Source organism: Reichenbachiella sp. (assembly GCF_965223055.1).
In the GTDB taxonomy this organism is placed as follows: domain Bacteria; phylum Bacteroidota; class Bacteroidia; order Cytophagales; family Cyclobacteriaceae; genus Reichenbachiella.
The window spans coordinates 268,136-289,385 of record NZ_CBDCVM010000011.1; the positions used below are offsets into that span (position 1 = coordinate 268,136).

Annotated in this window: 23 protein-coding genes; 11 read left to right on the top strand and 12 right to left on the bottom strand. The window is 38.6% G+C overall.

What is annotated here, in order from left to right; genetic code table 11:
* Positions 1–117: 117 nt before the first annotated feature.
* The 3 genes from ACOQO5_RS12360 (at position 118) to ACOQO5_RS12370 (ending at position 1,301) form a co-directional block, all read left to right on the top strand.
* A complete protein-coding gene (locus ACOQO5_RS12360) occupies positions 118–288 on the top strand; it encodes a hypothetical protein (protein ID WP_420581993.1) in 171 nt (56 codons plus the stop codon).
* A 147-nt stretch (positions 289–435) separates the two neighbouring features.
* Positions 436–720 (top strand): hypothetical protein, encoded by a 285-nt coding sequence (locus ACOQO5_RS12365; protein WP_420581994.1) that lies wholly within the window; start codon positions 436–438, stop codon positions 718–720.
* A 47-nt stretch (positions 721–767) separates the two neighbouring features.
* The gene (locus ACOQO5_RS12370) at positions 768–1,301 is read left to right on the top strand and encodes a hypothetical protein (protein WP_420581995.1); all 534 of its coding nucleotides are present in this window, start codon (positions 768–770) and stop codon (positions 1,299–1,301) included.
* 304 nt (positions 1,302–1,605) lie between these two features.
* Here the strand turns inward: ACOQO5_RS12370 and ACOQO5_RS12375 are convergent, their stop codons facing one another.
* Positions 1,606–2,706, bottom strand: coding sequence for a DUF6588 family protein (locus ACOQO5_RS12375; RefSeq protein WP_420581996.1), 1,101 nt, complete (start codon positions 2,704–2,706; stop codon positions 1,606–1,608).
* A 211-nt stretch (positions 2,707–2,917) separates the two neighbouring features.
* Between ACOQO5_RS12375 and ACOQO5_RS12380 the strand changes: the two genes are divergently transcribed.
* Together ACOQO5_RS12380 and rsgA are read left to right on the top strand one after the other, a co-directional pair.
* A complete protein-coding gene (locus ACOQO5_RS12380) occupies positions 2,918–3,547 on the top strand; it encodes a peroxiredoxin (RefSeq protein ID WP_420581997.1) in 630 nt (209 codons plus the stop codon).
* 77 nt (positions 3,548–3,624) lie between these two features.
* On the top strand, positions 3,625–4,548 hold the full coding sequence (gene rsgA / locus ACOQO5_RS12385) for a ribosome small subunit-dependent GTPase A (RefSeq protein ID WP_420581998.1): 924 nt from the start codon (positions 3,625–3,627) through the stop codon (positions 4,546–4,548).
* A gap of 5 nt (positions 4,549–4,553) precedes the next feature.
* Here the strand turns inward: rsgA and ACOQO5_RS12390 are convergent, their stop codons facing one another.
* On the bottom strand, positions 4,554–5,492 hold the full coding sequence (locus ACOQO5_RS12390; RefSeq protein WP_420581999.1) for a glycosyltransferase: 939 nt from the start codon (positions 5,490–5,492) through the stop codon (positions 4,554–4,556).
* A 67-nt stretch (positions 5,493–5,559) separates the two neighbouring features.
* Here ACOQO5_RS12390 and ACOQO5_RS12395 point away from each other — a divergent pair, with 67 nt between their 5' ends.
* A complete protein-coding gene (locus ACOQO5_RS12395) occupies positions 5,560–5,931 on the top strand; it encodes a hypothetical protein (protein ID WP_420582000.1) in 372 nt (123 codons plus the stop codon).
* Positions 5,932–6,033: 102 nt separating this feature from the next.
* Positions 6,034–9,015 carry a protein translocase subunit SecDF gene (gene secDF, locus ACOQO5_RS12400; RefSeq protein WP_420582001.1) on the top strand — a complete coding sequence of 994 codons (2,982 nt, stop codon included), beginning with the start codon at positions 6,034–6,036 and terminating at the stop codon, positions 9,013–9,015.
* A gap of 60 nt (positions 9,016–9,075) precedes the next feature.
* On the opposite strand, the gene ACOQO5_RS12405 is transcribed toward secDF, so the two are convergent.
* From ACOQO5_RS12405 to ACOQO5_RS12415, 3 genes are read right to left on the bottom strand one after another with little or no spacing between them, the layout of a single operon-like run.
* Positions 9,076–9,420 (bottom strand): type II toxin-antitoxin system PemK/MazF family toxin, encoded by a 345-nt coding sequence (locus ACOQO5_RS12405; RefSeq protein WP_420582002.1) that lies wholly within the window; start codon positions 9,418–9,420, stop codon positions 9,076–9,078.
* 3 nt (positions 9,421–9,423) lie between these two features.
* Entirely contained in the window at positions 9,424–9,666 is a 243-nt protein-coding gene (locus ACOQO5_RS12410) for a hypothetical protein (protein WP_420582003.1), read from the bottom strand.
* Positions 9,667–9,707: 41 nt separating this feature from the next.
* Positions 9,708–10,571, bottom strand: a complete 864-nt coding sequence (locus tag ACOQO5_RS12415; RefSeq protein ID WP_420582004.1) for an alpha/beta fold hydrolase — start codon at positions 10,569–10,571, stop codon at positions 9,708–9,710.
* A 33-nt stretch (positions 10,572–10,604) separates the two neighbouring features.
* On the opposite strand from ACOQO5_RS12415, the gene ACOQO5_RS12420 reads away from it, so the two are divergent.
* Complete coding sequence (locus tag ACOQO5_RS12420; RefSeq protein WP_420582005.1) at positions 10,605–11,384, top strand: Rossmann-like and DUF2520 domain-containing protein; 780 nt, start codon at positions 10,605–10,607, stop codon at positions 11,382–11,384.
* Here ACOQO5_RS12420 and ACOQO5_RS12425 read toward each other — a convergent pair.
* Positions 11,368–12,204 carry a hypothetical protein gene (locus ACOQO5_RS12425; RefSeq protein WP_420582006.1) on the bottom strand — a complete coding sequence of 279 codons (837 nt, stop codon included), beginning with the start codon at positions 12,202–12,204 and terminating at the stop codon, positions 11,368–11,370. The two genes, ACOQO5_RS12420 and ACOQO5_RS12425, sit on opposite strands and share 17 nt — an antisense overlap.
* A 7-nt stretch (positions 12,205–12,211) precedes the next feature.
* Entirely contained in the window at positions 12,212–12,688 is a 477-nt protein-coding gene (locus ACOQO5_RS12430) for a lipocalin family protein (protein ID WP_420582007.1), read from the bottom strand.
* A 201-nt stretch (positions 12,689–12,889) separates the two neighbouring features.
* Here ACOQO5_RS12430 and ACOQO5_RS12435 point away from each other — a divergent pair, with 201 nt between their 5' ends.
* Together ACOQO5_RS12435 and ACOQO5_RS12440 are read left to right on the top strand one after the other, a co-directional pair.
* Positions 12,890–15,496, top strand: coding sequence for an ABC transporter permease (locus ACOQO5_RS12435; RefSeq protein WP_420582008.1), 2,607 nt, complete (start codon positions 12,890–12,892; stop codon positions 15,494–15,496).
* 56 nt (positions 15,497–15,552) lie between these two features.
* Positions 15,553–15,888 carry a PadR family transcriptional regulator gene (locus tag ACOQO5_RS12440; protein WP_420582009.1) on the top strand — a complete coding sequence of 112 codons (336 nt, stop codon included), beginning with the start codon at positions 15,553–15,555 and terminating at the stop codon, positions 15,886–15,888.
* Here ACOQO5_RS12440 and ACOQO5_RS12445 read toward each other — a convergent pair.
* The 4 genes from ACOQO5_RS12445 to ACOQO5_RS12460 form a co-directional block, all read right to left on the bottom strand.
* Complete coding sequence (locus ACOQO5_RS12445; RefSeq protein WP_420582010.1) at positions 15,885–16,334, bottom strand: GNAT family N-acetyltransferase; 450 nt, start codon at positions 16,332–16,334, stop codon at positions 15,885–15,887. The two genes, ACOQO5_RS12440 and ACOQO5_RS12445, sit on opposite strands and share 4 nt — an antisense overlap.
* A 10-nt stretch (positions 16,335–16,344) precedes the next feature.
* Entirely contained in the window at positions 16,345–17,658 is a 1,314-nt protein-coding gene (locus ACOQO5_RS12450) for a Na+/H+ antiporter NhaC family protein (protein WP_420582011.1), read from the bottom strand.
* A gap of 62 nt (positions 17,659–17,720) precedes the next feature.
* Entirely contained in the window at positions 17,721–18,074 is a 354-nt protein-coding gene (locus ACOQO5_RS12455) for a DUF5615 family PIN-like protein (RefSeq protein ID WP_420582012.1), read from the bottom strand.
* Positions 18,071–18,307: a DUF433 domain-containing protein gene (locus ACOQO5_RS12460; protein WP_420582013.1), complete on the bottom strand. Its 237-nt coding sequence runs from the start codon at positions 18,305–18,307 to the stop codon at positions 18,071–18,073. Before ACOQO5_RS12460 ends, ACOQO5_RS12455 begins: the two co-directional genes overlap by 4 nt.
* Positions 18,308–18,415: 108 nt before the next feature.
* On the opposite strand from ACOQO5_RS12460, the gene ACOQO5_RS12465 reads away from it, so the two are divergent.
* Positions 18,416–20,680 (top strand): ATP-dependent helicase, encoded by a 2,265-nt coding sequence (locus ACOQO5_RS12465; RefSeq protein WP_420582014.1) that lies wholly within the window; start codon positions 18,416–18,418, stop codon positions 20,678–20,680.
* Here ACOQO5_RS12465 and ACOQO5_RS12470 read toward each other — a convergent pair.
* A complete protein-coding gene (locus tag ACOQO5_RS12470; RefSeq protein WP_420582015.1) occupies positions 20,677–21,246 on the bottom strand; it encodes a hypothetical protein in 570 nt (189 codons plus the stop codon). The genes ACOQO5_RS12465 and ACOQO5_RS12470 overlap by 4 nt on opposite strands.
* Positions 21,247–21,250: the final 4 nt, after the last annotated feature.

A 21,250-nucleotide genomic window follows, 5' to 3' on the forward strand; every position in this document is an offset into this window, starting at 1 on the left:
TAATATACCCTACTTTCATCAAGCATTTATCTATTAATTCCGCAAATTCATCGAAATGAAAATCAACCACTCTCATTATTTTATAATTTTACCTTAGAGAAATCTAAACTACCAAGCATGTCGAGAAAAGCAAAATCAGAACTGACCTTCATTATCAAGCTATCGCTCTTATTTCTGATTTTAGTAGCGAGCAAAGTGAATAGGTCTAGTGATGTGTTTACTGCCTCTACAAAAGCTCTTTCGGCACAAGATAGCATTTCTGTCATTACGGCATCTATTAGAGATTAATTTCTTCTTGTTGATTTCTAGAATATTATAGTTGCCGTCTAATCATAGAGTTTTTTATTAGTTTCAACTCACATAAAAATTCGTCGCTGTCATACTATTTATTGATTTTATGATGGGTTTTAGAACAGACTTCAATTTTCTTAAAATGTGGATTTTTCAACAATCCATCCCTTAAAAAGACCCATCAATGTTACCGACTACGATGTATATCATGTAACTGGTGGAGCTAAAATATCTTTTGAAAAAGGGTCATTAGTGGTTGGCTTGCAATACTCAAAAGGAAGCGATACTAATATTACTCAGCTTGCCAACATTGACCCTCAGCCCAATGAAAATCTTACATTCCCCCCATTACAAGGACCATTAAAAAATGAATTGGACGCTTATTACAATTCATTTGCGTTAATTTTTGGCTTATACATCCACTTATAAATGTATTAGATACATTAATTTAAACTGTTCAAACTCAATACCCTTCTATGAAAAAGTATTTACTAGCCTTAATTATAAGTACGACTCATACCGTTTCCTTAGCTCAACATATCGAAGAAATATCAGAAGAATCAGAAGAGTCTAAGTTTCATGTGAGCGTCAAAGGAGGAGCTGTTTTCATACCTAAAGGAGAGGAAATCAGTAGCGAAAAGCACTTTGTTTCAGCTTTCGCATTTGGCTTGGAGCTTGAGTATTTTTTAAACAATAAATGGGCTATGGCAATAGTAGCGGATAAAGAGACTAAAGAATATGAAATCCCTGTTAATGGAGGCAAACTTGAGAGAAAAAACCTGATGATTGTAGCGGCGCTTGGCGCTTATAGGATCAAGGATAATTTTTTGATCTTTGCCGGCCCAGGTTATGAGTTTGAAAAGCACCATAACTTCTTTGTCCTACGAGTAGGATTGAAATATGAGATTGAATTAGAGAATAGTTTTGATTTAACGCCAACTTTTGAATTTGACTTTAAAGAAAAATATACCTCACAATTTGTAGGAATTGCTATTGGTAAAAAATTCTAAGTTTGAAGAGTAATAGAAAAAACTGTCATAAGGTCAAAAACAGAAGTTGAGCAAACCTAAAACATCAAAAAAGAAAAAATTTATCAACTAAAATATTACTTCTATTGCTTGGAATGGAACATTTCAACGAAATTCAAGAAATAGTTTTCTTTTTTCTTAATACGGGGGTTACTTATTGCATAGTAGTGGTATAAATAGGTACATAACACAAATTTTATTCATACACCTGTTTAACATTTTTATCAAAAATGAAAAGCCCCGAGATCACAATCGGGGCTTTTCGTTTTTATAAGGTTATATATTTTTATCTGAAAGTAATGCCAAGACCTACAGAGAGCATGTTATACTGTTGGAATGTGTAATCTGAATGAAGTGTAAGAAAAGCCAATTTCAATCTCATACCTAAAGTTCCTCTAAAGGTACTTCCACCACTATACGTAAAATCAACTGGATCTTCAACTACATATGGATCTCCAGTATTAATATCAGTCAATTCATAATTGACAATTGTGCCATCTACTTTTATACCACTGGAAACAATATTGTATCCCAAGCCTCCATATAAGGTTAAAATTGATAATTTTTTAGAAACCAGCGCTTGGATCGATGTATTATTTGCAGCTAGAGTAGCCCTTCCTTCAGCATCAAAGCTGACGTTGCTTTCATCAAAATCGATGGTCGTTTTAAATCTGGAAAATCCAACTAAGATTGCCATATCCAAAGGCAAATGTTTAATTCCTGGAATCCACTGTTTGAAATCATGCATCAAAGCAATTCCAAAAATATCCACTCCATACTTATTATTGGTATTATCATCTAGTTCCAAACCCTTCGCTCTACCATATCGAATCTTCAAGTCAGTATTTTTAATAAGACCTAAACCTAACTGTAAAGTTGGTGCAGGGACACCGGCTAGTGGCAAACTGGATACATCCACACCATCAGGAGCTTGAAAATTATCACCAGAAGTGTATTCATAAGTATTACCATCAGGAGCAGTATACTGGCCATACAATTCTAATCGCTCGTTTGTATTTCCCCCGACTATTGTAGGTAGATCTGCTGATTGTGATGAAGTCGCATCCCCAGCCAATCGCAGGTTGCCATAATCACTAGGATTAAATAAAAACAATCTTTCATTTTTTGGAATATTGGCTACATTGGCTGTAAAAGTCAAATCAAAACCCAATGGTTTGTGTGTTTTGGCAGTATTGTACCATCCTCCAGCCATACCATTGGCAAATGAATACATGGCAGGTTCCACATAGCTATCCATGTACTTCGTCACATCTTCTTGAGATGCCCTGAGTATATTCACAAAGTCCTGTGCCACAGTTTTTGTAATAGGCGACAGAACAAATAATGCTCCGAGTATAAATATTGATTTAGTAAAGTTCAATTTCATGATCATTAGTTTTTATTTCGTAGTTTAAAAATAAGGCTAATTACAACAATTACACAAAAAAAGCCCTTTTCTTAGTTCAATGAGTTGATTTAGTCTAGCAAGAAAAGAATTCTATCGACCGATAAATAAAATTGATTTAATCCTTCTTTCAACAGTAAGTCAGGCACTAATTTTGAGCTAGAAAATTTACATCACAAACATTTATATAAATATGTCTTTAGTAGGAAAAAAAGCACCCCTATTTACAGCACCAGCAGTAGTTAATGGTGACGAAATAGTTGAATCATTCTCATTAGATCAATACTTAGGTGAAAAAGAAGTTGTTTTCTTTTTCTACCCAAAGGACTTCACATTTGTATGTCCAACTGAAATCTTGGCATTCCAGGAAAAACTAGCTGAATTCGAAAAAAGAGGAGTAGCTGTTGTTGGCGCTTCTACTGATACTGAAGAAACTCACCTGGCTTGGTTGATGACTGATAAAAACAAAGGTGGAATCGAAGGAGTCACTTATCCGTTGGTGGCTGATACCAGCAAAACAATCGCCAACAATTACGGTGTGTTGGCTGGAGATTGGGATTATGACGAAGAAGGACAATTGTCATTCAATGGCCTTCCAATTGCTTTCAGAGGAACTTTCTTGATTGATAAAGAAGGAACCGTGAGGCACGAAACTATCAACGACCTTCCATTAGGAAGAAACATCGATGAAATGATCAGATTGGTTGATGCACTTCAGTATGTGGAGAAGCACGGTGAAGTTTGCCCTGCAAACTGGGAAGATGGTAAAGACGCTATGCAAGCCACTAGAGAGGGTGTAGCTGATTATCTATCAAAGCACTAAGAAATAAAATCAATATAGTGATTAAAAGTCCTCCTTGATGGAGGACTTTTTTATTTTAGCCCTTCCAAACAATATTCATGCAGGGAACAGTAACTAAATCTATGGGATTGTGGTATTTGGTAGAAGGGGATGATAGCTCCATTTATCAATGTCGACTCAAGGGTAAATTCAAATTAGAAAACAAAAAAATTTCTAATCCTGTTGCTGTTGGTGATAAAGTGGAAATGATTGAAGATGAAGGCAATGCAGAAGCTTGGATTATTTCAAAAATTCTTCCAAGAGAAAATTACATCATACGCACCTCACCCAAGAAAAAAGGCCATGGCCATATCATAGCCAGCAATATAGATTTGGCAGTAGTAGTAGCCACTGTTGCTAATCCTCGTACATCCTTGGGCTTTATTGATCGATTTCTTGTAACGGCCGAAGCATTCAGAATACCTGCCATGATATTGTGCAATAAAATTGACCTACTTTCCGAAGAAGAATTAGTCGGTCTAAAGGAAAAAATGAAAGAGTATGAGATATTAGGTTATCAAACTGCCTTCATCAGTGCTTTGGATCCGAACGATATAGAGAGTTTCAAAAAATCGATTGCCAATCAAACAACTCTAATTTCAGGACACTCTGGAGTTGGGAAGTCAACAATAGTCAATCAGTTAATTCCAGAGGCTGAACAAAAAACTTCTGAAATTTCAGAATTTTCAGAAAAAGGTATTCATACCACTACTTTCGCTGAAAGATTCAAGGTAGCCGACAAATCGTATATCATTGACACACCTGGCATCAAAGAATTAGGATTAGCCGAAATTGAAAATGGTGAACTCAGCCACTACTTTCCTGAACTTCGTGAATTATTAGGTGAGTGCAAATTCAACAATTGCACACATACCCATGAACCGGGCTGCGCTATTGCTGCGGCATACGAACGAGGGGAAATCTCCCAGAGTCGATATGACAGTTATTTGAGTATGCTCCTGGGGGATGATAACAGACGGTAAATTCACTACTTCAAAACCCTTTTCAGTAGTTTTTTCAACCAATTAAAATTCAGACCTAACTGTCCGATGCATTTAATCATTAGGTAATTGTATGGAATTGTATTTTCGCTAGCCCAAAGACCGAAAAAATCATTCATTTCGGACTTTTTTCCAGCTAAGAAGGAATGTCTAATTTCATATTTCAACCTTCTGATCAATGCAATATCTTCTTCTTCAGTTTGATTCATTGCTGCTATCTTTCTACACACTATGACTGTAGAGGCCAATTTTAAATCACCCTTTCCATAATAATTATCAGAATGAGATCCTTCAATCAATCTCACCTTTGTCAATACCTCAGATTGATAGGCATACTTCCAATTTCTGGCTGATCGCACCCAAAAGTCAAAATCCTCATAAGCTAGAGACTCATCATAACCACCGAGTCCATCCAACACTTCTTTTTTGATCATCATGGTGGGTGGTGGAATAAAATAAGTATCGATCAGTTTCTGATAAACTTCACCTTCATATGGATGCAATCTTGTTTTTGAAAAATGTCGATATAAGGCCCCACCCTCAGGGTCAATATAATTAGCATCAGAATATATGACCCCAACTTTTGAATCCAGTCGCTCAAAGAAATCTACCTGTCGTTCTATTCTATTCGCAACTAAAATATCATCTGCTGCCAAATCAATCACATACTTACCTTTAGCCAATTTCAACCCCTGATTGAAGGCAGACGTGTTTCCCAAGTTCTCCTTCAGATTTACGAAAGGTATTTCTTCATGATTTGCCAACCACTCTAGAATTATTGCTTTACTATCATCGCTACTTCCATCGTCCACCACAATAAGTTCAACCGCCTTATAAGATTGATTTACAACCGAATTCAAAGCTTCCTTAACAAATTTTGCCTGATTGTAACAAAGACAGATGACCGATACCAAGGGATTTTTCACAAGATCAAAACTAAATATTTGTTGGGTTCTTCCATCTAAATATTATTTATATACTTTTGTGGGCTGAATGAATATCATCAATCACATATCAAAGTACAAAGCGCTCATTCTCTCCATAGGAATGATCGCTGCACTAGGCATTGTAGGGCAACCGATAATGAAGGCCTATGCTGATTGTGAATTCATTTGCCAGGTAGAAAAGGCTGCTAACGAAAAGGATAACTCAGAAACGGAAAATCCTAACGAGGCTCAAATTTCTACCCTTGAGGCCGTAGCTCCTACTGCCCAAATTCATTTCGCTCCATTGGATTTTGTTTTGAATGATCAACCAGAGGTTGAGACTCCTAAATCAAAAGCTTTGGATCGCATGGCAGTTCGTCTGCCAGAAAAGCTCCTCAAAGTGCTTTTCAATATTATTATTGCACCAAACGCACCTTAAGCGTATTTTTTTTAGCCTACGGGCAAACATCTCATTGGCCTCTCACAGCCACACTCAATTAAAAATTTTAATTCGTAATTACTTTTTTAAACATTTATAAAAATGAAAAATAAAGGCGGAGTAGTATTACTCACGATTATTATCTCTTTGCTATGCGTTTATTATCTGTCGTTCACATTCGTGGCACAGCGCGTAAACCAGCAAGCTATTGATGCAGCAACTGTAGAAAACACTACAGACTACCAAAAAAAGCAGGAATACCTCGATTCTGTATGGAATGAGCCAGTATACAATCTTTTTGGTGTGGATTTCACTTACAAAGAAATCAAAGAAACAGAATTAAACCTTGGGCTTGATCTTCAAGGTGGTATGCACGTGACATTGGAAGTTTCTCCAGTGGAAATCGTAAAAGGAATCAGCGGCAACAGCACTGACCCTAACTTTTTGAAGGCTTTAGATATGGCCAAGCAGAATGTAAAAGGTACTCAGTTAGATTTCGTAACTGAATTCTATAACGCTTACAAAGAAGTAGCTCCAGACCAGTCTTTGGCCAGCGTATTTGCTACGGCAGCCAACAGAGGTAGAATTAGCCTGAGCACATCAGACGAAGAAGTGTTGGATTTGATCAACACCGAAGTAGATGGTGCTATTGACAGATCTTTCAATATCTTGAGAACAAGAATTGACAGATTCGGAACTTCACAACCAAATATCCAAAGACTACAAGGAACAGGAAGAATACAAATCGAATTGCCTGGCGTAGACAACCCGGAAAGAGTAAGAAAACTTTTGCAAGGTGTGGCTAAGTTGGAATTCTGGGAAGTACACGAAATGCAAGAAATATTCCCAACACTTCAAGCAATGAATGATGTGATGGTAAAGGAAATGCAAGCTGAATTGCCAGAAATTTCTGCAGAAGAAGGCGAAACTACTGAATCAGAAGATTTGGGTGATTTGCTTTCTGACGACTCTGAAACGGACTCTCTGGATGCAGATGACCTGGAAGCACAATTGGCTAGCGACAGCACTGCAGTTGATTCTACATTCAATTCACAGGTTTCTCCATTGTTTAGCTTATTAAAAGCGCAATACGGCTTAGTATACGACCTGAAAGATACAGCTCAGGTAAACAGGATGTTGAAAAACCCTAAAGTTCAACAGGTAATCCCTTCTACCATCAAATTCATGTGGTTGGTAAAGCCAATCAAGAATCAAGACGAATTGAGTCAGGATGAATTCTTAGAACTATATGCGATCAAAACTAGTAGAGGTGGTAAAGCGCCATTGAGTGGTGAAGTGATCGTAGATGCACGTCAGGACTTGGATCAAAGAACTGCTCCTGCCATTAGCATGAATATGAATGCAACAGGCGCGAAAAAATGGAAGAAATTGACTGGAGACAACGTAAACAGACGTATAGCTATCGTACTGGACAACTATGTATACTCTGCGCCTAATGTACAGGGAGAAATTCCTAACGGAAGCTCTCAGATCACTGGAAACTTCACTTTAGAAGAAGCAAAAGATTTGGCTAACATCTTGAAAGCTGGATCCCTTCCTGCGCCTACTACTATTGTAGAAGACGTAGTGATCGGACCTACTTTGGGTAAAGTAGCTCAGGATCAAGGAATGCTCTCGATCTTCGCTGGATTGGCTATAGTAATCGTGTTTATGATTGCTTATTATTCTGGAGGTGGGATGATCGCTAACCTGGCTTTGTTTTTCAATGTATTCTTCATTTTGGGAATTTTAGCTCAGCTAAGTGCAGCATTGACTCTTCCAGGTATTGCTGGTATCGTATTGACCATCGGAATGTCGATTGATGCGAACGTACTGATTTTTGAAAGAATCAAAGAAGAATTGAAAAACGGTGCCGGATTAAAACAGGCCATTACTTCAGGATACAGAAAAGCTTATTCGTCTATTGTAGATGCCAACGTGACTACTTTCTTGGTAGGTATTATCCTTTATTCTTTGGGTCAAGGTCCAGTAAAAGGATTTGCGATTACTTTGATGGTAGGTATTGCTTGTTCATTCTTTTCTGCAGTATTCATCACTAGAGTATTTGTAGAATGGTTCAGCAAAAAAGGAGATCAAAGCAAAATTTCGTTTACTACAGGTCTTTCTAAAAATGCCTTGGCAGGAATGAATTTCGACTTTATCTCTAAAAGAAAATTTGCATACTTATTCTCGACTGTGTTTATCACTATCGGAATCGTGGCTATGATGATCAAAGGGTTGACTTTTGGTGTGGATTTCACAGGGGGTAGATCTTATGTGGTTTCATTCGACAAGCCAGTAGAATCTTCTGCTTTGAAAGTAGCCTTAGGTTCGTCTTTTGACAATCAGGGTGTAGAAGTGAAAACTTATGGGGCTAACAATGTTCTGAAAGTAACTACCAGTTACTTGATCAACGACGAGTCTGACGAAGCAGATGCTAATGTAAAAGCAGCCTTAGTAAGTGGAGTATCTGATTTCACAGGGCTATCATACGTCCAAGATGATTCTAAAGCTTCCGAAGGAGACTTCACCATTGCTAGCTCTTCTAAGGTAGGCGCTACAATTGCAGATGATATCAAGAATGCTTCGACGCAATCAGTAGTATTTGCTTTGGTAGTTATTTTCCTTTACATCTTGGTTAGATTTAGAAAATGGCAATTTGGATTGGGTGCTATCATCGCACTTTTCCATGATACCTTATTTGTACTTTCTGCCTTTGCTATTGCAAACATGCTAGGTATCTCTTTCGAAGTAGACCAGGTGTTTATTGCAGCGATGTTGACTATTATCGGTTATTCTATCAATGATACCGTGGTAGTATTTGATAGAGTAAGAGAAAACCTAGATGTGAAAGCCGGTGGAGAGATGAAGTCTATCTTCAACGAGTCATTGAATAGCACCATCAATAGAACCATGATTACTTCTGTGACAACATTGATCGTGGTAGTTGTTTTGTTCTTGTTTGGTGGAGCAGTATTGAAAGGATTTTCATTCGCTTTGATCGTAGGTATTTTGATTGGTACTTACTCTTCGTTGTTCATCGCTACTCCGGTAGTAATCGATTTCAATAAGGATAAGGAGTAAGTCTCCAACTACACCTTAAAAAAACCCTTCCAAAGTTTAAAACTTTGGAAGGGTTTTTTATTACCAGTCTAGATCAAGAATAATATTGATATTGCGTTTCACTTGATGAACCGATTCTTTAGAAATTTTCCCTTTACACGCAATCAATCTTTTGTTATCAATCGCTCGAATCTGATCGATCAAGACAGCAGACGGTCGTTCCAGCCCTCCCTCGCCTTCCTTCAAGTTTATCCTCAAAGTTTTCAGCTCTGGCTTCACATGAGTCGTAATAGGGCAAATGATCGAAGAAGGATGACCCACATCATTCAACAAATTGGATTGAACAATCAATACAGGCCGTACTTTACCTACTTCAGCTCCTCTTTGAGGATTGAGGTTGGCCAACCAGACTTCGAATCTTTTCATGGATCAGTCCAAAAAATTTAAGTCATCTTCAAGCGCTTCAAATTCCTCCATTACTTCCAGGGAAGAACCATAAGCTATAGCAGATTCAGCGGCTAGATTGTTCCGCATGAGCTTACGCTTGTACAGTTTATTATAGAATGCCACGGCCTCATTGATATATTTATTGCGTTTTTTATTGATCTCTGCAAGGATGTCTTCCGTTTCATCAAAGATGCTTTCCTCCAATTTAAGTGATAGATTCTTCATGTTCGTATATAAATTTCAAACAAATATACTTAAAGTATATACTATTTCAAAAACTCAAAATAAGCTTCAACGGTAGCCTCTGGAGCCTCAACTTGCGGATAGTGGCCGATATTTTCGAGTAGCCAGATATTTTCTGTAGAAATAATCTCTTGAAATCGTTCTACCATCACCTTTCCTGATATGGGATCCTCTGGACCATTTATCAGACCCAGTTTGTTGGGGTAAGTTTGTAATGCACTCACCCATCGTTTTCTATGCTCTACACGTTCTCTCATGTATCGAATGATTTTATGAGCGATTCTGTGTCCATCGCCCCGTGACACCAACTTCCAATACATTTCTAACTCCTGAGGAGTCAGTTGAGTGTAAGGACCAAATATTTTTGAAAATGACTTTTCAAATTTCTTTTGATTCAGTAAATGACTGAGAATAAAACCCATAGGGCTCATCAACATTTTTTGTATCAAAATGGGATGATGTGCTTCCGGAAAGATACCGCCATTCAGCAGACAAGTCGTTTTCACTGTAACTGAATCTCTTTCATTGGCACGAGCCAAAATTTCCTGAGCTACTGTATCTCCATAATCATGAGCCAAAATATGAAACTCCATAATTCCCTTTTCTTCCAACAAATCCAGAATCAAATCTGCCTGTTTCATTATAGAGTAAGGATAATCATACGGTTTAGCAGAATACCCAAAACCAATCATATCTGGAGCAATCAACGAGAATCGTAGGCCCAATTGATCCCAGACTTTCCACCAATCATAGGAGGCTGTTGGAAAACCATGAATGAGCAAAAGGATTTCTTTTTCGGACCACCGTTCTTTATACACAATCGAATGGCCATTCCAATTGAATGTTTTGGCGTTATTATACCACTGATCGAGTGAACAATTTTTCATAGATTCGCTTTGAATAAATATAAGCAAATTCATATGAGTCATCATTTTGGTCTTACAATAAGCCTCATTGGAGCGGGAAGAGTAGCCTCCAGTCTGGCTCATGCTCTATTGGCTAAAGGAGTCAAAATCAATGAAATCTATAGTCGTAAACTGACCCATGCACAAAAATTAAGTAATGAAATCCCCGATACTACAGCTACAGATTCACTTGATTTTTCAAAAAGTCATTCCGATATTTTAATCATTGCCATCAGCGATGACGCGATTAGTCAAGTTTCAGAACGCATACTCTTTCCTAAAGATATGCTGATCGCTCACACCTCCGGATCAGTCTCATTGGATATATTAAAACATGATCAATCAGGTATTTTCTATCCTCTGCAGACATTTACAAACGATAAAAAAGTAGCATTTACAGATGTCCCCATTCTCATTGATGGCAGGAATAAATGGGTGATTGACCAATTAGCAGCGCTTGGGAATCTTTTGAGCAATCGAGTGAAAACAACATCTGAAGACGAAAGGCAGCGTCTACATGTAGCCGCTGTTTTTGCAAGCAATTTTACTAATCGTATGCTAGCAGCAGCCAGCGACATTTTGGAGGAAACATCCATAGATCTTGAGTCCTTGGCCCCTTTGGTATTAGAATCCATTCAAAATGCATTTGAGTCAGGGCCTGAGAAGGCATTGACAGGACCAGCTAAAAGAGGAGATGTTGAAACCGTTAAGAAACATCTGAATTTGCTCATAGAAAAACCCGCCCTCAAAGAAATGTATGAAATGATTACTCGAGGGATTACCTCAAAAATCTAATTCCAAAATTGTACACACTGCCGGCTCCATCTCTCTTAGAAAGGACAAAATTGGCATATGATAATTCCAATTCAAGGTTATTTAATATTAAATACTTGGCACCAAGGCCTAATTGAGTGTACCAACTCACTCTGCCGAACTCAACTTCGTTGCCTCCTGGTATTTGGGTTCCATAAGCTCCTGCATACTGACCATTAGCATATAAAGTGAGTTGAGATGTCGGAAAATAGCTTACAATTATACTTAATGGTACTCTAAAGAAGTCTTTCTGCATTTCTACTGCCTTGAACCGATAAATCAAATCTGCTTCAAAGAATAAATTCAGTCGCTCATTTACAGAATAGTCATAAAATATTTGTGTCCACCAAGTATATCTATGATGATTGACAAACACGGGGTTTTCCAATTTTTCGCCGTTTAGCGGAAATAAAAATGTGCTTTGAATACTGAAATTTCCCTTGCTCTCGATGGGTACAAATTTTAAGGTTGGACCAATGGAGGTAAACATCAGATCACTAGACTCGCTTCCATACCAGGCAGTAGTCAAATTGGTTTCAAACCCAACGTTTAGTCGTTTACTATTAGAAACTCCGAAAAGAAACCGAAATTGATTATTGAGAAATGATTGCCGTTGGCCAAGCTCAATTTCAGTACCATCCTTGTCACGTACTTTGGTTTGCGAATACAAGTTGTTAAACAATTTGAATTCCATTTGACCCTGACTAAGTAAAACGGATGGTGTGTATTGTTGTAAACTACTCTGCGCAAAAAGAGCGCTTACCGCCAATAAAAGCAGGCTGATGAGAACTAGCTTTTTCATGTATCAATTATTCGTGAGTGAATTTACCCAATACCTCCCAGCTGTAATATTGTGATCGAACCACAATTTCTTCCGCATTTAAACTCTCTATGTGGAAAATAGCCTCGTGATCTGTCCCAGAATCAAAGGTGAGCATTCTATTATCAACATCAACTTCCCAAGTGCCTGATTTTAACTTGACATTATCCTCCGCCCCACAGAGCATGTCACCTCCATCATAGTCATAGGTTTTATCACTATTAAGCTGAATCTGATCATCCAATCTACAATTTTGAAATCCACTTACTCCATCTATGGTGAATTCTAAAGTTGTCCATGTTCTACTTTCCCCTCCCAATAAATAAGCATTTACATCTATAGCACTATTCGGATATGTGCCATCAAAATTGATTGCTGAGTTTTCAGCATCCATTTGCCCTTCTTCAACCACACTACAGGCACATAGAACCAAACCCATCCACAATAGAATACTCAAATTTTTCATTACAGTTATTTTTCTCATTGAAGTAACCAAAAGTCACATATTTATTACAACAGTACAAATTCAACATCAATTTTCAATTTTATGTTCCATTGGATGATTGGAACCCCAATTGTCGTTATTTTACATACAAATAATGAATAAATGAAACCAAATACTTGAGTCTTGCGTCTAATTTTTCATACATTTAATGAATAAATAATATTGGCAACTTACAATAATACTCATCACCCACCCAAATGGGCCAATAAACTACTTGAGTGGTACTGTCGCGAAGATCTCTTGGAAGATCTTCAAGGTGATTTGTATGAGTATTATGATCGCAACCTTGCAAAGGGCAGACGATACGCTAAGCTTATTTTCATCATTGATGTATTCAAATTTTTTAGGTCATATACATTCAAAAAACTCAAAAACAAGTACAAGATGAACAGTTACATGTTATTCAAAAACTACTTCAAGACATCGGTTAGAAATCTTGCTAGAAACAAATTATTTTCATTTATCAATATCATTGGCTTGGCGATTAGTATGTCCGTAGGGCTATTGGTGATTACCATGATCGTTGAAAGTGGGAGGTTTGATACCTTTCATGAGAAAGCAGATCATATTTACCGTGTGATTAATACCCAAACTAATGGTCGCGGAGATGAATTTAAAATGGCTACAAGTTCTTATTTTCTCAGTAAAAAACTAGAAGATGTTGGAGGATATGAGCACAAAACGACTCTTTACGCTGGATTTGGAGGAGATGCTGATACAGGATCTAAGAAATTGATTATCAACGGACTATGGGCTTCAAAAGATTTTTTTAATGTATTCACATTTCCTTTGATTAAAGGAGATCCAGCCACCGCACTTACCGAACCCAATAGCCTAGTAATTACAGAAGACACCTCATTCAAATTGTTTGGCGAAGAAGATCCAATGGGTAAATTAATAACCGTAGGAGAGCGAGAATTTTTGATCCGCGGCGTTGTACAAAATCCTCCTAAAAATTCTCATTTTACCTTTCAGGCATTAGGTTCATATGTTACTATAGCGAATGAAAATCAATCAGACCCAGATTGGTCGGCCTCTAGTACTATGTGGATCACCTACATCTACATGACAATACCACATAAAGAAGATGTAAATCAGATTAATCATGCGTTAAGTCAAATATGTAAAACAGAAAATGAGGTCATAGCTCCCCTTCAAATTACAGCCAAGCTGCAACCGCTCGGTGACATCTTCAATGGTGCTGCACTAGGCAACCAGCTTGGCCCTACGCTTCCTGCGACAGCCGCACTCATATTTGCCATACTTCCGTTTATCATCTTACTTACTGCTTGTTTCAACTACACAAATCTTTCAATTGCCAGGTCGTTGCGCCGAACCACTGAAGTAGGCATTCGAAAAGTCATTGGTGCTACGCGTTGGGATATCTTCGCTCAGTTTGTGATTGAATCCATAATCATTGCATTGCTTGCCCTCCTCGTCTCGGGCATCATTTATATTCCGCTGAGAGAACAGTTCTTAATATTGTTAGATGGAGATGGTCTGAGCTTACCTATTACCTGGTCAGTGATTGGGGCATTTGTCCTATTTGCAATTTTTTCAGGAATTCTCGCAAGTATAATTCCGGCAACCACTTTATCTAAATTTCAAGCAGTAGCGGTACTGCGAGGTGCATCAAATGTGAAGCTACCTGCAGGTCTCACTCTTAGAAAACTTCTCTTGATTACTCAATTTTCAATTTCTACCATTCTCATATTGGGTACCATTATTCTCAACAAACAATATATCCATGCTACTAGTTACGATTTAGGCTTTTCCACAGATCAAATACTAAATATAGATTTACAAGGCAATAATCATCAATTGTTGAGAGATGCATTTGCAGCTGTACCGGATGTAAAGTCCATTTCTCGGAGCCACCATATTCTTCATTCAACCATGACTCATCTCAAAGATGGAAAATACAAGGATCCACTTGACTCGGCACAAGTGCATATCAATTTCATAGACGAATTCTATTTATCTAATCACCAGTTTAGTCTGATTGCAGGTGAGAATTTCAAATATCGTTCGGACAGTACAGAAGAACAACACGTCATAGTCAATGAAAAACTTCTAGAACGGTTCGACATTGATCTTTTGAATGCACTTGGAGAAAAAATAGTATTGGAAGACAAAAAACTAACCATTTTAGGAGTAGTTAAAAATTTCAATCACTCCACTCTAGATGCACCTATCGCTCCTTTTGCATTCAGATATGACCCGACTAAATATAGGTACTTGAATTTAGCCATTCATTCTGACGATTACATAGCCACTTTAGACCGGCTTGAAAAAGTTTGGAGAAATTTTGACGAGTTGCATCCTTTCTCAGCCACTTTCTATGATGATGAAATAGACAGGGCTTATATGATGTTTAGCATGCTTATCAAAGCGGTAGGCTTCCTGGCTATACTGGCTATATCGATTGCAGCTATGGGACTGCTGGGAATAAGCGTATATGCTGTCGAAACCAAAATAAAAGAAATAAGCATTCGAAAAGTAATGGGTGCTTCATCAATTAAATTGGTCTATATGTTGTCCAAAGGCTATGTCTGGCTACTTTTAGTAGCTACACTTATTTCAGCACCCTTAACCTATTTTATTGTCAACGAGTTCATAATTGCAGAATTTGCCTACCTGGCTCCAATGACGATTTGGGATGTACTAGGTGGCTTGATTGTAGTATTTATGATTGGACTGGTCATGATTGGCTTTCAAACTTATAGAGCCGCTCAAACGAATCCGGCTGACACTTTGAGAAATGAATAAGAATTATAGGCCAGTGCATATTGTCGCTGGCCTGATTTATACTTTGATATAGAACTATGAAAGGAACAAATATTGGAGAATTTGAAGAACTGGTATTGCTCACAATAGCCTCTCAAATCGATCAAGCTTACAGTGTATTGATCTGTGATGAAATTGAACGCGTAACTGGTCGAAAAGTAAAATTAGGCGTTGTGCATTCGGTACTGAATCGCTTGGAAGAAAAAGAGCTAATTGCTTCCAAATTGGGTGAAGCCACCAAAGTTCGGGGTGGCAGGCGAAAACGATTTTTTGAGGTGTCTCAAACTGGAAAAGCAGCTCTGCTCAAAGCCAAAGAACAACGTGACCAGCTCTGGAGCAACATTCCCGATGTTGTATTTGATGGAATTAGTTAAACTTTAATCCATTCGCACATCCCATAGTGTTGGCTATCCATGCCTAACTTTTCATAAACTTTGAGTGCGTTGGTGTTCGTCTTATCTACATACAGGCGTATGCCGCAATAGTCGTCTGAGCTATTCACGATATTCTGAATGTGCTCATAAAGTGCTCGATATACCCCTTGCCCTCTATAACCTTTACTCACAAAGACGGACTGAATCCAAAGGATCATACCATTTCGCCAGTCGCTCCACTCAAAAGTAATCAACAGACTCCCGGCTATCTGTCCATCAACCTCTGCCACAAAATACCACCCCTTTGATTCGTCATCAAATACTGCATGAACTCCAGGTGTAATAATGCTTCTATCCAAGGCCACATCCTCGGTTTCCCAAGCCATGTCAATTTGAAAATCTATAATATTTTGAGCCTCTTCAGCTCTTGCACGTCTTACATTCATTTCCATAATTTTAATCGGCCATTTCCGATATTTTCTTATCCCAAGGCTTGATCACTATGGCCAGTATCACAAATACCAATAGCATATAGAGATACCAAACATTACCGGCCAGGTCAAAGAAATTTAACCTTCCATCCGTAAATTTCAACAAAATTAGCACTTGTGCACCGTAAGGAAGTAAACCTTGTACAATACAAGAAAACGTATCTATCAATGCCGCAGCTTTCCTTTTATCCACCCCATAACTTTCACTAATTTCCTTTGAAATATCTCCTGTGATCAAAAGGGTCACCGTATTATTGGCTATTGCCAAATTAGTCATCCCGATCAAAGCGCCCAATCCGAATTGAGCAGACTTTTTTCCTTTTACCCATTCTTTTACTTTGCGTAAAGTGTAGTTGATCCCACCATCATGTGCAGTTAAAGCGGCCAAGCCTCCACTAAAAATGGCCAGCAGGAAAACTTCAGTCATTCCTTCGAAACCTTTATAAGTGGTTTTGGCAAACCCCATCATGGAAAAACTATCAAAAGAAATTCCCATCAAACCACTAACTATAATGCCAATGATCAACACATGAAAAACGGGGACGCCCATCACTGCCAAAACAATAACTAGCACGTATGGAATGATTTTCATCAATTCATAGTCTCCTGTATCTGCTAAGGCTTCTACCCCGGACAAATCTTTGGTGAGTCCAAATACCAGCAACAAGATGACTGTAACAATTGCCGCAGGCAAAGCGATATAAATGTTTGCCCTAAACTTATCTTTCATCTTCACACCCAGGGATTGCGTCGCAGCAATGGTCGTATCAGAGATAATAGATAGATTGTCACCAAACATGGCACCACCCAATAAGGTGGCAGACATCAAGGCCAAGGAAGTCCCAGACCGATCAGCCAACCCAACTACGATCGGACCTAGTGCTACAATCGATCCTACAGAAGTACCAGTGGCAATGGACAAAAAACTCGCAATCAGAAATACACCCACAGGCAAGTATTGCACAGAAATGAAATCCAAACCGAAGTTGACTACCGAATCTACCGCACCCATCTGTTTGGATACCGTAGCAAACGCACCTGCCAATAGATAGATAATTCCCATGGTCATCACTTTGGAGTCTCCACAGCCCTCCACTAGTTGTTTCGTCTTCTCTTCTAAGCTATCGCTGAATAATGCAAATGCTACCATGATCCCCAGAATCACGGCAATGGGTGCCGGCAAGGCATAGAAATCGTCTAGTAAAATTCCTATCCCTAAGAAGGAAAAAATAAATACCATGAGAGGTACCAGTGACTTGAAGCTTCCTTGTTTTTCCATGTAATTTCGGTTTTGATTCGGTAGTCGCTAAACTATGGAGAATTGCTTTGAAATGGAAAACATCATCCATGTTCGATTAGACCATCATTTGTCATTTCTACAAAATGATTGGTTTCTAGCGCAGCTCTGATCAGTTCGGCATTGGCTCGAATTAGATCAAAAAGTTGGCGATTCTTAATATTTCCAGTTGTAATTAGAAATAAAAACTTAGGTTTTTGAAGTGCCATGTGAGAATGATAGAAGTCATAATCCTTAGTCGTTACAATTAGCTCATTTTCATCTGCAAATTTTATGATTTCAAGATCACTGGTTTGGTCTCCATCTGGAAGATCCTCAACATGAAAAGATTTGATGTGAAGCTGATCAAATATTTCACACAGCTTGATAGGTAATTGAGCATCAACTAGTAGTTTCACATCGAAATATTAGTGTAGCGATTATATTTAGTAAGCTTAGCAGCGTAGGCCAAACATGCCAATATATCCTCCTTCTCTAACTGAGGATAATCACTGAGGATTTCCTCATGTGAACTTCCCGCAGAGAGTAAATCGAGTATCAAATCAACAGTGTACCTCTTGTTTCTCACGGTTGGTTTACCATGACAAATCTCCGAATCAATCGTAATTCTATCTAGATATTGATTTTCCATTAACGTAAAATACGAAAATTTCAAGAATTCTGTTTACTGCCTTGAGCAAAGGATATTTTTGACTGGTCGAAATCAAAATAATTCTAATCAACAAACTAAATTGCAGCCATGTTGGAAAATGCGGATTTAGACTATTTGAACGGACTGAACCCTCCTCAGCGAGAGGCAGTAGAAAATGTAGATGGACCATCAATGATCATTGCGGGTGCCGGTTCTGGCAAGACCCGGGTGCTGACCTATCGTATAGCCCATTTAATCAAAAAACATAAGGTCGACCCTTTCAATATTCTGTCATTGACCTTTACCAACAAGGCCGCCAAAGAAATGCGCGAGCGAATCGAAGGTGTAGTTGGTAATGATGCCAGAAACCTATGGATGGGAACTTTTCACTCCGTATTCTCTAGAATATTGAGAGCCGAAGCAGATCGGTTAGGTTACCCCAGTCATTTCACCATCTACGATGCTGACGATTCTAAATCCTTGATTAAGCAGATCGTCAAATCGTTTGGTCTCGACGACAAAGTTTATAAACCAAACGTGGTATTCAATCGAATATCCAGCGCTAAAAACAGACTCGTATCCTGGCAGGAATACAATAACAACCCAGTCTATCTAGCCGATGACACTGAAAATGGCAAACCCGAAATGGGTAAAATTTATCGAGAATATGCCACTCGCTGCTTCAAAGCAGATGCGATGGATTTCGATGATTTATTGTTCAATACCAACGTGCTATTTCGTGACCACATCGATGTACTCAACAAATACCAGCAACGCTTTCACTACGTGATGGTAGATGAGTTTCAGGATACAAACATCTCACAGTATGTAATCACGAAAAAACTCGCAGCCGTTCGGAGAAACATCTGCATCGTGGGAGATGATGCACAAAGTATCTATGCTTTCCGTGGAGCGGACATTCAGAATATTCTGAATTTCGAAAAAGACTATCCTGAACTGAAGGTGATCAAACTAGAGCAAAATTATCGCTCGTCTAAAACGATCGTGAATGCTGCCAACTCCGTTATCACCAAAAACAAAAACCAGCTGCGGAAAAGCGTCTGGACTGACAATAGTGAAGGAGATCTGATCGAACTGATCAAAGCCACTACAGACAATGAAGAAGGCAAGCTCGTAGCCTCGGCCATCTTCGAATCCAAGAACAACAATCAGTACAAAAACGCTGACTTTGCTATCCTCTACCGTACCAATAGTCAATCAAGGGCGATGGAAGAAGCCTTGCGACGAAACAACATCAAATATCAAATCGTTGGCGGCCTTTCATTCTATCAAAGAAAAGAGATCAAGGATCTACTTGGATACATTCGTTATTCGGTAAATCAAAATGATGAACAGGCGCTGCGAAGAATCATAAATCTACCCAAACGAGGCATTGGAGGCACGTCAGTAGACAAACTCTTTGTAGCTGCTGCAGACCAGAACCTTGACCTTTGGTCGGTATTAGAAAATGCAAAAAGTATCATTGGTGGACGAACAGCCTCCGCTATCGACGGATTCGTCACAACGATCAAGAGTTTCAAGCTGGCAATAGAAAAAAAGGATGCTTTTGAAGCTGCTTCGCAGATCGCCAAAAACTCAGGGCTAATGAAAGAGCTCTACGATGACAAAACCATCGAGGGACGAAATAGATATGAAAACGTTCAAGAGCTTTTGAATGGTATCAAGGAATTCGTTGATAACCCTGAAAACGAGGATAAATCCATGTCTGCCTTTTTGCAAGAAATTGCTTTACTGACAGACGCCGACAACAAGGACAAGGACGAAGACAAAGACGTCGTGACCATGATGACCATCCATATGGCCAAAGGACTTGAATTTAAGAATGTATTTATTGTCGGGCTGGAAGAAGATCTTTTTCCCTCTCAAATGATGATCAGTTCACGTCAGGATTTGGAAGAAGAAAGAAGGCTGTTTTACGTGGCAATTACCAGAGCAGAGACCAAACTGTATTTGAGTTATGCCCTGACCAGATATCGTTTTGGTAGATTGAAAACTTGTGAACCGAGTCGCTTTCTGGAAGAAATTGACAAGGATTTTTTAAAGTTTAATGCCAAAATGAGTAGCACACCATCGCCTGGTGATCAGTACGCCAAGACTTTTATCAGTAATGTGCAGCGAACGGCACCAAAACCTCCACCAAATCAGTTGTTTCACAAACCTTCAGCAGACTTTAGGCCGAGCGATACTTCCAAACTGGCAGTCGGCAACAAGGTAGAGCATCCGAAATTCGGCTTTGGTCAAGTCACAGAGATCGACGAACAAGGAGCCAATAAAAAAGCGCATATCAGCTTTGAAAAGGCTGGTGATAAGACTCTACTACTCAGTTTTGCGAAACTGAGAATACTGGACTAGTGGAGCATTCCGTTGTCGATCAAGCCGAAGAAAGACAACCAAAGTATAAGCTGAGCCACTTGAAAAGCATTATGAAATTTAGTGCTTTTGATATTGAGTGAAATCACAACCACATACCATGTAAAGTATATCATTACAGGAATTTGCTCGATTATAGTATAGCCAGAAATAAATATGTTCTGTAGAAAGCTAATGGCAATCGTCGAAGCAAACAAACCATACAACCAGCGCCAATTTTCATAAAAATAGACATGCATATCAGTTTCCTGACTTCTCGAGCCTGTAGGAAACATGAAACGCGCCAATAGAAATAAAGCAATAGGAAAACTGAGTAAGGCCAGAATAATATATTGCGTCCACTCTGTTATTTGATTTGAATATTGAAAAGTGTACCACCAGTCCTGGAAGAACACTAAGAAAATAACCACGATAAAAATACAATGTGCTGCACTGAATTTAGTCTTCTTGAATTGAGCAACCATATCCGCCACCCCATTCAGTAACTGCGCAACACCCAAACCTAAAATCAATGATATTAATACTACAACGTACTCAAATGGTTCCATAGGT

Bases quoted from the DNA above. Each gene is read 5' to 3' on its own strand.
- ACOQO5_RS12430 (WP_420582007.1), bottom strand. From the start codon at position 12,688: ATGAAAAATTTGAGTATTCTATTGTGGATGGGTTTGGTTCTATGTGCC.
- ACOQO5_RS12445 (WP_420582010.1), bottom strand. From the start codon at position 16,334: ATGAATGTAAGACGTGCAAGAGCTGAAGAGGCTCAAAATATTATAGAT.
- ACOQO5_RS12425 (WP_420582006.1), bottom strand. From the start codon at position 12,204: ATGAAAAAGCTAGTTCTCATCAGCCTGCTTTTATTGGCGGTAAGCGCT.
- ACOQO5_RS12415 (WP_420582004.1), bottom strand. From the start codon at position 10,571: ATGAAAAATTGTTCACTCGATCAGTGGTATAATAACGCCAAAACATTC.
- ACOQO5_RS12380 (WP_420581997.1), top strand. From the start codon at position 2,918: ATGTCTTTAGTAGGAAAAAAAGCACCCCTATTTACAGCACCAGCAGTA.
- ACOQO5_RS12370 (WP_420581995.1), top strand. From the start codon at position 768: ATGAAAAAGTATTTACTAGCCTTAATTATAAGTACGACTCATACCGTT.
- ACOQO5_RS12450 (WP_420582011.1), bottom strand. From the start codon at position 17,658: ATGGAAAAACAAGGAAGCTTCAAGTCACTGGTACCTCTCATGGTATTT.
- ACOQO5_RS12410 (WP_420582003.1), bottom strand. From the start codon at position 9,666: ATGAAGAATCTATCACTTAAATTGGAGGAAAGCATCTTTGATGAAACG.
- ACOQO5_RS12465 (WP_420582014.1), top strand. From the start codon at position 18,416: ATGTTGGAAAATGCGGATTTAGACTATTTGAACGGACTGAACCCTCCT.
- ACOQO5_RS12395 (WP_420582000.1), top strand. From the start codon at position 5,560: ATGAATATCATCAATCACATATCAAAGTACAAAGCGCTCATTCTCTCC.
- ACOQO5_RS12460 (WP_420582013.1), bottom strand. From the start codon at position 18,307: ATGGAAAATCAATATCTAGATAGAATTACGATTGATTCGGAGATTTGT.
- ACOQO5_RS12375 (WP_420581996.1), bottom strand. From the start codon at position 2,706: ATGAAATTGAACTTTACTAAATCAATATTTATACTCGGAGCATTATTT.
- rsgA (WP_420581998.1), top strand. From the start codon at position 3,625: ATGCAGGGAACAGTAACTAAATCTATGGGATTGTGGTATTTGGTAGAA.
- ACOQO5_RS12360 (WP_420581993.1), top strand. From the start codon at position 118: ATGTCGAGAAAAGCAAAATCAGAACTGACCTTCATTATCAAGCTATCG.
- ACOQO5_RS12470 (WP_420582015.1), bottom strand. From the start codon at position 21,246: ATGGAACCATTTGAGTACGTTGTAGTATTAATATCATTGATTTTAGGT.
- ACOQO5_RS12420 (WP_420582005.1), top strand. From the start codon at position 10,605: ATGAGTCATCATTTTGGTCTTACAATAAGCCTCATTGGAGCGGGAAGA.
- ACOQO5_RS12440 (WP_420582009.1), top strand. From the start codon at position 15,553: ATGAAAGGAACAAATATTGGAGAATTTGAAGAACTGGTATTGCTCACA.
- ACOQO5_RS12405 (WP_420582002.1), bottom strand. From the start codon at position 9,420: ATGAAAAGATTCGAAGTCTGGTTGGCCAACCTCAATCCTCAAAGAGGA.
- secDF (WP_420582001.1), top strand. From the start codon at position 6,034: ATGAAAAATAAAGGCGGAGTAGTATTACTCACGATTATTATCTCTTTG.